Annotated in this window: 10 protein-coding genes and 1 pseudogene; 5 read left to right on the top strand and 6 right to left on the bottom strand. The window is 39.2% G+C overall.

The features are described from left to right. Positions 1-77 precede the first annotated feature (77 nt). Positions 78-2105 (bottom strand): BglG family transcription antiterminator, encoded by a 2028-nt coding sequence (locus B5D30_RS10280; protein WP_078807991.1) that lies wholly within the window; start codon positions 2103-2105, stop codon positions 78-80. Between the two features lie 252 nt (positions 2106-2357). Here B5D30_RS10280 and guaC point away from each other — a divergent pair, with 252 nt between their 5' ends. The 3 genes from guaC to B5D30_RS10265 are packed head-to-tail and all read left to right on the top strand — an operon-like array spanning position 2358 to position 3835. Further along, positions 2358-3344, top strand: a complete 987-nt coding sequence (gene guaC, locus B5D30_RS10275; protein ID WP_078807990.1) for a GMP reductase — start codon at positions 2358-2360, stop codon at positions 3342-3344. Positions 3345-3382: 38 nt separating this feature from the next. Further along, positions 3383-3589 carry a hypothetical protein gene (locus B5D30_RS10270; RefSeq protein ID WP_078807989.1) on the top strand — a complete coding sequence of 69 codons (207 nt, stop codon included), beginning with the start codon at positions 3383-3385 and terminating at the stop codon, positions 3587-3589. Between the two features lie 39 nt (positions 3590-3628). Next, a complete protein-coding gene (locus B5D30_RS10265) occupies positions 3629-3835 on the top strand; it encodes a hypothetical protein (RefSeq protein WP_078807988.1) in 207 nt (68 codons plus the stop codon). A 238-nt stretch (positions 3836-4073) separates the two neighbouring features. Here B5D30_RS10265 and frr read toward each other — a convergent pair whose 3' ends face one another. The 4 genes from frr to B5D30_RS10245 all read right to left on the bottom strand — a co-directional run bounded on the left by frr (position 4074) and on the right by B5D30_RS10245 (position 7334). After that, entirely contained in the window at positions 4074-4628 is a 555-nt protein-coding gene (gene frr, locus B5D30_RS10260) for a ribosome recycling factor (RefSeq protein WP_078807987.1), read from the bottom strand. 22 nt (positions 4629-4650) lie between these two features. Beyond that, positions 4651-5310 (bottom strand): zinc ribbon domain-containing protein, encoded by a 660-nt coding sequence (locus tag B5D30_RS10255; protein ID WP_078807986.1) that lies wholly within the window; start codon positions 5308-5310, stop codon positions 4651-4653. 259 nt (positions 5311-5569) lie between these two features. Further along, a complete protein-coding gene (gene pyrH / locus B5D30_RS10250; protein WP_078807985.1) occupies positions 5570-6292 on the bottom strand; it encodes a UMP kinase in 723 nt (240 codons plus the stop codon). Between the two features lie 82 nt (positions 6293-6374). After that, on the bottom strand, positions 6375-7334 hold the full coding sequence (locus B5D30_RS10245) for a DNA/RNA non-specific endonuclease (RefSeq protein ID WP_078807984.1): 960 nt from the start codon (positions 7332-7334) through the stop codon (positions 6375-6377). Between the two features lie 91 nt (positions 7335-7425). Between B5D30_RS10245 and B5D30_RS10240 the strand changes: the two genes are divergently transcribed. Next, positions 7426-8064 carry a DNA alkylation repair protein gene (locus tag B5D30_RS10240; RefSeq protein WP_078807983.1) on the top strand — a complete coding sequence of 213 codons (639 nt, stop codon included), beginning with the start codon at positions 7426-7428 and terminating at the stop codon, positions 8062-8064. 238 nt (positions 8065-8302) lie between these two features. Here the strand turns inward: B5D30_RS10240 and B5D30_RS10235 are convergent, their stop codons facing one another. Continuing rightward, complete coding sequence (locus B5D30_RS10235; RefSeq protein WP_078807982.1) at positions 8303-9712, bottom strand: APC family permease; 1410 nt, start codon at positions 9710-9712, stop codon at positions 8303-8305. Between the two features lie 538 nt (positions 9713-10250). On the opposite strand from B5D30_RS10235, the pseudogene B5D30_RS10230 reads away from it, so the two are divergent. Next, a pseudogene (locus B5D30_RS10230) lies at positions 10251-10449 on the top strand (IS1634 family transposase); the annotation flags it as partial.

Raw genomic sequence — 10449 nt, 5'->3', positions numbered from 1 at the left:
AAACTTATTGCTCACTTCGCAAAAACATTTCGCTATACTGAAACACTGCGTGTTTCGATTCCGCTCAATGTTTTTGTTTATTTTTCATGGATAATTTCTAGTATCTCCTCCTTTGTTTTTGCGTTTAGTAGGGTTTGGTATTTTTCTTTGTTTGATAAGATTTTTGTTAGATCGGCAAGAGCTTTTAGGTGAGCTTCGTTGTCGATTGCTGCTAGGCAGATGAATAAGGTAACCTCATGTTCTTTTTTGCCTAGTAAATAGGTGGGTTGGGACAGTTTTAGTAAACTCATTCCTAAAGCGTTGACCCCTTCTTCTGGTCTTGCGTGTGGTAGGGCAAATTTTTCTCCTAGTTGAATGAATGCTCCTAATTCTTTTACTTTGTCAATCATTGCTTGAATGTAACAAGTTTCAATTTTCCCAGTTTCTAGCAGTGGTGTGGCAACGAGTTCTATCGCTTCCTCCCAGTCTAGCTGTTCATCTGAAAACTGAATCATGTCCTTTGTTAATAATTCAGATAGCATTGGCTTAAATTCCTCCTCATAAATGCTTTTTTGATAAAATTTCTTTTCAAGTTTTTTCAATAACTTTTCTTCGCTCACTCCTTTTTTTAATTCAATATACGGCATCAATTCAGCTAATATTTCTCTTGCCTCTGGTAAAACATTGCTTGTTAAATAAAGTTCTTTGTTCACCTTGGCAATCAATGAGCTTTTCTCTTTTTTCGTCATGATTGGTTTGCAATGGAAAATTGTTTTCTCCGCTTTAATCGGAAATGTTGTGAAAATTACCTCATAAGAATTGGGATCGAATTGCGAGATGTTGCTGATCTGACTCGTTGCCATAAATTGAATCGTTGGAAACATTTTTTTCAGCTCACTGCTCAAAATCATTGAAGAACTCATGCCATTCGGGCAAACAACTAATGCTCGGTAGTGAGCAATCTCCTCGATCGATTGTGCTTCAATTTCTCCGCCAAATAAAATAGTGAAAAACGCAAGCTCATCATCTGTAATTTCCGCTCCTTTTAACAACCGCCTTAGTGGCTGGATGATTTCCTTGGTCAACTGAAACAATTCATCATATTGAAGTTTGATTTCACACGTCATCTCGTTTTTCAGCTGTAAACCATATCGCAATCGGAAAAATGCAGGAACGAGATGATTGTAAAGCTGAATTAAAAAATCCTCCCTATTTCTCACACGTACAGCCGTGAAACGTTCCAATTCTTGAATAATTTGTTGCCCACATTCAAGCAAAAAATCTAATCGTGTATCTGTCAACGTCCCCTCAAAAAACGTAGTGAAAAGAATTGCCAAGTAATAGAGTTCTTCGTCTAACTGAAACTCAAGCGTTTGCAAAAAATACCTCGTTATTTGAAAACTCGACAGCTGTTCAATCGTTTTCTTCGACTGTTCGCTTAATTCTACGCAATGCTCTTGACTTCTTTTTAACTGAAAAGGAAGATAGCATAAAACCGTCTCATATCGGTTCTGAATGACACGCAACTCGGTTTTTTTCAAGACTTTTTCCAAACCATTGACCACTCTCAAAATAAAATCAGGATCAAATGCTGAAATATAGGCTTCCATTTTCGCTCTAAATTGCTTTTCCGCCGCCAAATTTGTGCCATAGCGATAGCTGAGTTGACGAATGGCTAATTCTGATCCGACTAATAAAAAACCTTGCTTTCTTGAATACTCTAATTGAACACCAAATTCCTCGATTTCTTCTCGCAACGCCTTTATGTCGGCTAACGTTGTGTTCTTGCTCACACGATTAAACTCTTGAAAAAGTGCTACGCTCGTGGGTTCCATGTTGACAAAAACCAAGAGATAGATAAAAGCTCTTCTTTTTTCTTCGCTCAACTCTATCTCATAAGGATTGACACCATGCTTGACATATACCCAATTTTTCCGAAATTTATACGGAAGATATAATTCCTCTCCTCGTATCTCTATCTCCGAAATTTGAATCATTCGAGCAATTTCATTGATTTTCCCAACCTCATTTTTCAAGCTCTCCCTTGTAATACCAAGAGTTTCACTTAATTCCCCTAGAGCAATTGTTTCCTTTGAATGAAGAAAGTTTATAATTTGACTAGTCATTTTCCTCGCTCCCTTTCACTATTAACTTTACTAAAAAATCTCGCTTATTGGTAGTTTTCTTTAGTCCAAGTTTTCGTTGATTTTTTTGAGAGAATTGTACCGAAATACAAAACCCGAACATTTTAGCGTGATTTCTTTCAATTTACCAGCTTTTTTATTGTAAATAAATTCCATTTCTTTTATCATATTTACGGCGAATAACCGAAGAGTACGACTCCGAAATCGCTCAATTATTTAAAAGGAGCGTATAATATGTTTGAAGTAAAGGTTTTTGATTATGAGGATATTCAGCTAATTCCAAACAAATGCTTGATTGCCTCACGTTCTCAAGCGGACACAAGCGTTACACTTGGCAAACACACATTTAAAATCCCTGTGGTGCCTGCCAATATGCAGACGATTATTGATGAAAAAATCGCAGAATTTTTAGCTGAAAATGGCTATTTTTACATCATGCACCGGTTTGATGAGGAAACACGTTTGCCGTTCGTTCGGAAAATGAAAGAAAAAGGGTTCATTTCTTCTATTTCTGTTGGCGTGAAAAATTATGAATATGACTTCATTGAAGAATTGGCGAGGGAGAATCTTATTCCTGATTATATTACGATTGACATTGCACATGGTCATGCCAATAGTGTCATTGAGATGATTCAGCATATTAAAAAACATTTACCCGATACATTTGTCATCGCTGGAAATGTAGGAACACCTGATGCTGTTCGTGAGCTGGAAAATGCTGGTGCAGATGCAACAAAAGTGGGAATTGGTCCCGGCAAAGTATGTATCACGAAAATTAAAACAGGATTTGGAACGGGCGGTTGGCAATTAGCCGCACTTCGCTGGTGTGCAAAAGCTGCAACAAAACCAATTATTGCTGACGGTGGGATTCGCACACATGGTGACATCGCCAAAAGTATTCGTTTTGGTGCCACAATGGTCATGATTGGCTCGCTTTTTGCAGGACATGAGGAAAGCCCGGGCGAGACGATTGAAAAAGACGGCATTTTGATGAAAGAATACTTTGGCAGTGCCTCTGAATTTCAAAAAGGTGAAAAGAAAAATGTGGAAGGCAAGAAAATTTGGGTGACGCATAAAGGTCCACTTGTCCACACACTAATAGAAATGGAACAAGACTTGCAAAGCTCAATCTCCTACGCTGGAGGACACAACCTATCCGCCTTAACAAAAGTGGACTACGTTATCTTAAAAAACTCTATTTACAACGGAGATGTGATTTAAAAAGAAAAGCGGAGAGGGGCGATAAGGAGTTTGTCGCAGTGAGCCTTGCCATTTACCTGCCTGAAGCAGAGCTTCAGGTGGCATTGCGAACAGCGAACAAACTCCTGCCCCTCGTAGCTAGACATAGAAAAGCGAAGAAGTGCGGGTTGAGGTCTGTGGTAGTGAGCCATACGGTTCATTTACTCGCAACACCAGTTGCGAGCGGTATTGCGAACAGCCACCAGACCTCTGCACTTCGTAGCTAGACAAAGAAAAGCGAGCGGGGCGATAAGGAGTTTGTCGCAGTGAGCCTTGCTATTTACTTGCTTGAAACGAAGTTTCAAGTAGCATTGCGAACAGCGACCAAACTCCTGCCACTCGTAGCTAGACATAGAAAAGCGGAGAAGTGCGGGTTGAGGTCTGTGGTAGTGAGCCACATCGTTTATTTACTCGAAACGAAAGTTTCGAGCGATGTTGCGAACAGCCACCAGACCTCTGCACTTCGTAGCTAGACAAAGAAAAGCGAGCGGGGCGATAAGGTGTTTGTCGCAGTGAGCCTTGCCATTTACCTGCCTGAAGCACAGCTTCAGGTGGCATTGCGAACAGCGAACCACACCATTCATTTACTCCTACACGTCCGTTTCGCACACGCACTTTTTTAAAAGGTACCTCTAAAAACTCCATATAAAAAGCTCACGATTTTTTCAATTCGTGAGCTTTTTAACAGGCTTAGTTCATTTTCCATTCTACTTAAACTTCCAAAAGCTCTTGCTCTTTTTCAGTCGTCAAGTGATCGATATTTTTTACTGCATCATCCGTTGCTTTTTGAATGTCTTTTTCTAAATCACGCAAATCGTCCTCGGTGATTTCGCCGTTTTTCTCTTGTTTTTTCGCTCCGTCCATTGCATCACGTCGAATGTTGCGGACTGCAACTTTTGCATTTTCAGCGATTTTTTTCACTTCTTTTGCTAGTTCTTTACGGCGTTCTTCGGTTAATTGGGGAATAACCAAGCGAATAACATTTCCGTCACTCATCGGTGTCAATCCTAAGTCGCTCGCATTTAATGCTTGTTCCACGTCTTTGATTGTTGATTTGTCAAATGGTGTAATCAACAGCACACGTGCCTCTGGAATTTGGATAGAGGCAAGTTGATTGAGTGGTGTCGGTACACCATAATACGTTACTTGAATACGATCCAATAAACTCGCATTTGCACGTCCTGCACGAATATGTCCAAACTCACGTGTCAAATTTTCAGCAGCTTTTGCCATTTTTTCTTTTGTTGTTGTCATTAAATCAGCCATTTTTCTCTCCTGTCAATCATTCTTAATAGTCATCAAAACCATTATAGTCGTAATCGTTAAAATTTCCTTCTCGTATTACTGCAATAATAATTGCAATATAGATAAAAACAAGCACAATAATAAAAATCAGATAGAGGACATTTAGAACAAAGAAAACAATTCCCATTGTGTTCCACGTTTTCTGATCTTTGAGCATTTCATCAACTGTGGAATATTTGTGCTTATTGCGTTCCAGTAACCACTCATACCCTTTTATACCACCTACAATCATCATTACAATGTTTCCGAATGGTAATAAGCCAAGTAGCATAATTGGCACATTGTTTCCAACTCCCCAAATCCAACCAAGCCCTGCTGCACCCCAGTTCCATTTAGGAAGTTTACTTTCCTGTGAAATCGTTGATGTTGCTGAAACTGTCGGTTGTTGCTCAAGAGTTGGCTGAACAATCGTTTGCTCAAGTGTTTTTTCAGCACTCACCGCTTGCTTTTCAACACTTTTATCCACTTCCTCTGTTTCAGTTGTTTCTGTCGTCTCTTCTTGAACAGAACTTTCTGCTACTTCTTCTATCGTTTCGCTCACAACAGTTTCCTCGGATTCTTCGACTACTTGCTTTGCTCCACAAAACGTGCAAAACAAACTATTTTCTGCAATCTCTTCACCGCATTTTAGGCAATTCTTCATTCTTTTTCACTCCTTTTTCTAGCTACGAGGGGCTGAAGTCTGGCAACTACTCTCAATGTCGCTTGAAGCTAAAGCTTCAAGTAAATAAACGACATGGTTCGCTGTTGCAGACTTCAAAACACCCCTCTTCGCTTTTTCTTTTTCTAGCTACGCGAGACAGGAGATTGGCACCTGTTCACAACCTCCTAAACGCCCCGCTCGCTTTGTCTTGTTAATTCGTAATTTATTGGTCTTTAGTGCTTTACGTTATCTAAAGCGATTATTTTCCTTTTACAGTTGTTCCAATATGTTCTCCTAGCACGACACGTTTGATATTGCCTGCTACATTTAGATTGAATACTACAAGTGGAATATCATTATCCATAGAAAGCGAGCTTGCTGTGGCATCCATTACTTGAAGTCCTTTGCTAATCACATCTAAGTGTGTCAATTCGTCATATTTGACAGCATTGGCATCTAGTTTTGGATCAGCTGAATACACACCGTCCACATTGTTTTTCGCCATTAAAATTACATCTGCGTTGATTTCCGCTGCACGCAAGGCTGCTCCTGTGTCCGTTGAGAAATACGGATTTCCTGTTCCTGCTGCAAAAATCACGATACGACCTTTTTCCAAATGACGTTCTGCTCTACGGCGAATGTATGGTTCTGCAATTTTTTGCATATCCACACTCGTTTGCACACGTGTCGGCACATCAAGAGATTCAAGCGTATCTTGAAGTGCAAGAGCGTTCATCACTGTCGCAAGCATTCCCATAGAGTCCGCTGCTGCTCTCTCCATACCCATTTCCGCTCCGACTTGTCCACGCCAAATGTTTCCTCCGCCAACAACAATCGCAATTTCTACACCTAGCTCGTAAACTTCTTTCAGTTCCTTAGCAATTTCACGCACAACGTTTGGGTTAATTCCAAACCCGTCACTACCCGCAAGTGCTTCGCCACTCAATTTCAATACCACACGTCTGTATTTTGGTTCAACCATTTGTATTTTGCCTCCATATTCTTCATTCATAATATTTTATCATAAAATGTTCATAAGAAACATTCTTTTCTATTTTTCTTTTTTATTTTTCACCTGTTGCGTGCGTTTTTCCTTTCTCCAGTGCCTCGCTTTCACTCATGCTTTTCACTTTATCAAAATTCGTACTCTTAGGCATGGCGTTTTTGTCATACCAATAAACTTTTGACGAACCATTTTGGGCAACGTAGACGGTTTTACTTGAAAAAGAATCTTTGGAGCTTTCACTTGTTTCATTCTCCTGTTCAAGAATATTTTCAGCCGTTCCTGTCGCATAGTTCAGTTTCGCATTTGGTGAAACATTGTCTAAATAAACAACCGTCGCCTCACCATTTCCCTCCTCTTCACGTGGAGAATTAAAGCGAATGCGAATTTTTTCTCCTTTGTTGTCATACCCAACATACGCAAGTCGCACTTGACGAGGGAGCAATTCGTTCCCTTTGTAAAGTGGGGTCACTTGATAATCCAAGCGGAAGTTTGGGTGATTGGCAAGCCAACTATCCAGACGATTTTCATAATACAGCATAGAATCTTGATTGCTGTCATTCATGCCCTTGTAGTTGCCTGCGTTGAGCCAACTTGTTTCTGGCACAAGGTTTCGCTCTTCATCATTTAATCCGCAAAACTGATAGCCGACCAAATGCCCTCGACTCATCAAGTAATTCTGCTTTTTCTCGCCATTGTCCATGTAATAAAAATTGTAATTATGCCAGCCGACAGGATCATACGTCAAACGTTCGTTACGTTTTTTTGTTGGCTCCTCGCTATCTTTCAGCTGAATATGGCTATCCACCGCACGATGCAACTCGTCTGTGTCTGCCATAATCATCTGCTTAGCGTCTTTATACTCGAGAGGTTCTTGTTTTGCACCACTTAATCCTTCTTGAGCAAAATGACCTGATTGAATGGAGACTTGTTCTACTTTACTCTTTCCCTCGCAAGCTGTTAGAGCAACTGCGAGCAACGGAAGTAGAAGCAGTGCGAGAATTTTTTTCTTTCGTTTCATATGACTAACCACTTTCTTTGGACTTTTCTCTCCTACCGCTATATACTATAAACTAAAATTAAAGAATAATCTTTTTTGAGGGTCCGAAATCATGAAAAAAATAAAGTTTATTGGCAATTCAACGGTTGCAAGCGAGCAAGAACGTTACATGAAACACCATTTCAAATTTGTCGGTGTGAAAAAGCCTGAACAAATGGCTCAGTCAAAAGAAATTTTATCAGAAAGTAAAAAAATCCCTCTCAGCGAATTACTCGAGGAAATCGACTACTACTACAATCAAGAAGAGAGAGAATACCAATATTTAGCCATTCAACTTGCCTTAAAAAATGTGAAACGTCTGGATAAACAAGCGATTTTTTCGCTTGTTCCCTATATTTCTCAAAAGTCATGGTGGGATAGTGTAGATTTTTGGCGAATGGTTTTTGGCGACTATGTAGCAACTCACCCTGAAACTCTTGAAAAGTTCGCAACACTTTTTAAAGAGGATCAAAACTTTTGGGTTCGCAGAATCGGCATTAATTTGCAACTAAAATTCAAAGAAAAAACCAATACGACACTTCTTGAGACGGCAATTTTACGTGATTTATCAACAGATGAATTTTTTATTCAAAAAGCAATTGGCTGGAGTTTGCGTGAATTTAGCAAAACCAATCCAAAATGGGTGAAAAATTTCATCGCAACACATTCGCTATCTGCTCTTGCAAAACGTGAGGGGAGTAAATATCTTTAGGGCACCTCTAAAAACTCGCACTTATCCTAAATTACTAGTTTTCCGATTTTCTTTGTCAATCTCCTCAACCTATGAACCACATAGCTTTCGTCGATTTCCTCGAAAATCGAAAAACTAGCTAATTTAGTCTTAAGCGGAGTTTTTAGAGGTGCCCTTTAGAGGTATTCTAAATTCAAAAACGCATGAAAATCACTCATGCGTTTTGTGCTTTATTGAGCTGTTTTTTCTCTACAATGTCTTATTCACTTTCCACATTTGCAAGTTTGGAATGTTTGTAGCCATATAGTAGATAAATCAAGACACCAATCACTATTAGTCCGCCGAAGATTAACCATGTGAGCAATGAGAGCTGGAACATGAGATAGGCACTAATAATCACTGACAAAATTGGTACAATTGGCACAAGAGGGGTTTTAAATACTCCCTCGGGTGCTTCTTTTTCACCTTTACGGAGAACGAGAATACCGATTGCCATAAGAATTAAATAAGTCAGCGTAACCATGTTGACCACCTGCATCAAAGTCGAAAGAGGGACAAATCCTGCAAAAATTAAACCGATAAACCCTGCTGTAAATGTCGCATTTTGCGGTGTGTGATGTTTGTCGTTTACTTGCGTTAAATATTTCGGCAACAAACCGTCTTTAGCAATTGCGTAAACTAAACGCGATAGAGCGTAAGTCATAGATACTAATACGGTCAAAAGTGTCAAAATCGCAACAATCGAAATAATACTTGCTACAAGTGGCTGATGTACCATTCGCATGGCAAAAGCTACGGGGTCGTCAACACCTAATTCTTTATAATTGACCATACCAGTCAGAACAACTGTCACAAGAATATAAAGTACCGTTGTTAAAGCGATAGAGAGCAAAATTCCACGTGGAATCGTCTTTTTCGGGTTAATCGCCTCCTCAACCGACATGGAAATCGACTCAAAGCCAAGGTAGGCAAAGAAAACAAGTGCTGCACCTGCAAAAACGCCCTTCCCATTTTCACTTCCGATAAAACCATACGGCATAAATGGCATCCAATTTTCTGGCTTAATGAAAAATACACCGACAAGAATAAACAACACGATAACTGCTAATTTTATAATGACAATAACCGAGTTAAAACGTAAAACTTCTTTCGCATCTTGAGCCACCCAGACCGTCACGATAAATGCGACAACCATTGCAATCAAGTCAAAACCAAAACTGCCGTCCTCAAAATTTGATGCACTTGAAATCAATCTTGGCAAGTGAATCCCTATATCGCCTAAAAATCCACGCACATAGCCACTCCAACCCGTCGCCACCGAACTTCCTGCAAGGACAAATTCGACAATGACAAAAAATCCGCCAAGCCAACCGAAAAATTCTCCGAAAACGGAATAAAGATAAGCGTAGGGTCCGCCAATTGCTTGAATACGTGAGGCATATTCTGCAAAAATCAACCCACTAAGCATAACAGCAAACGCCGCAATCAGAAAACTAAGCGAAAGTCCCGGACCAGCCCACGCTTGTGCACCTTGCCCTGTCGCAATAAAAATTCCTGTCCCAACGATTGCACCTACTCCTAGAAAAACCAAATCAAATGTCGTCAAATTACGTGTAAGTTTTGACTCATCTGGAGTTTTAGGAATTGGTTTTTTTCTTAATATTGACATAAATGTTCTCCTTGTAATATGTTTTTCAATAAGTCTGTCAACACGACTTATACAGACAGCACTTTTGGCTTTATCGACACGAAATAAACACCCGCATAAAAAAGAACCTCATTTTTATACAGTGCATTTTCTAGTCATTTTAGAATTTTTCATATTATCTAACAAAAAACTACGAAAGATACTGCTGATTATTAAAAGATTATCATAATGTTTGAGTGTCGTCAAGGGATAGCTTAGGGTGGGTGGGTGTCTTAATAAAACTCTGTTTTTTCATCAACTAAAGAATAGACAACTAGAAACAATTGAAATTCAACATTTTTAGAAAGACTCTATTATAAAAAAAATTTTAATTTCAAACCATAAAAAGACAAGACTATTAGCCGTAGAGTCGCGGGAGTTTGACACTTCCATCCTAAACATTTTTTCTAAAACATTATAACACAGGGCTTCATTCCTTATTTTTTTGTCAAATTTCTCACACTTTTTAGTAGTACGTTTTGAGTACGTGTGTTATAATAGAGATAAGGAGGCGATTTTTATGAGGCTTAAAGTGACAAAATCAAAGCATTCTGAGCATTTTTCTATTATTAAATCTGTCCGAGTTAATGGAAAGAGCTCCTCAAAAGTTGTTGAAAACCTTGGAAATCTCGAAACGGTTATCCAAAAAGCAAATGGAGAAGACCCTTATATTTGGGCAAAAGAACGTGCTAAAATTTTAACCCAACAAGCAAGCCAAA

Source organism: Pilibacter termitis (assembly GCF_900167335.1).
GTDB lineage: Bacteria > Bacillota > Bacilli > Lactobacillales > Streptococcaceae > Pilibacter > Pilibacter termitis.
The sequence above is the reverse complement of the archived record's forward strand: the minus strand, read 5'-3'. Positions and strand labels throughout refer to the sequence as shown.

Excerpts from the sequence above, each read along its gene's own strand:
- frr (WP_078807987.1), bottom strand. The coding sequence starts at position 4,628 with ATGGCTGATTTAATGACAACAACAAAAGAAAAAATGGCAAAAGCTGCT.
- B5D30_RS10255 (WP_078807986.1), bottom strand. The coding sequence starts at position 5,310 with ATGAAGAATTGCCTAAAATGCGGTGAAGAGATTGCAGAAAATAGTTTG.
- B5D30_RS10280 (WP_078807991.1), bottom strand. The coding sequence starts at position 2,105 with ATGACTAGTCAAATTATAAACTTTCTTCATTCAAAGGAAACAATTGCT.
- guaC (WP_078807990.1), top strand. The coding sequence starts at position 2,358 with ATGTTTGAAGTAAAGGTTTTTGATTATGAGGATATTCAGCTAATTCCA.
- B5D30_RS10235 (WP_078807982.1), bottom strand. The coding sequence starts at position 9,712 with ATGTCAATATTAAGAAAAAAACCAATTCCTAAAACTCCAGATGAGTCA.
- B5D30_RS10245 (WP_078807984.1), bottom strand. The coding sequence starts at position 7,334 with ATGAAACGAAAGAAAAAAATTCTCGCACTGCTTCTACTTCCGTTGCTC.
- pyrH (WP_078807985.1), bottom strand. The coding sequence starts at position 6,292 with ATGGTTGAACCAAAATACAGACGTGTGGTATTGAAATTGAGTGGCGAA.
- B5D30_RS10240 (WP_078807983.1), top strand. The coding sequence starts at position 7,426 with ATGAAAAAAATAAAGTTTATTGGCAATTCAACGGTTGCAAGCGAGCAA.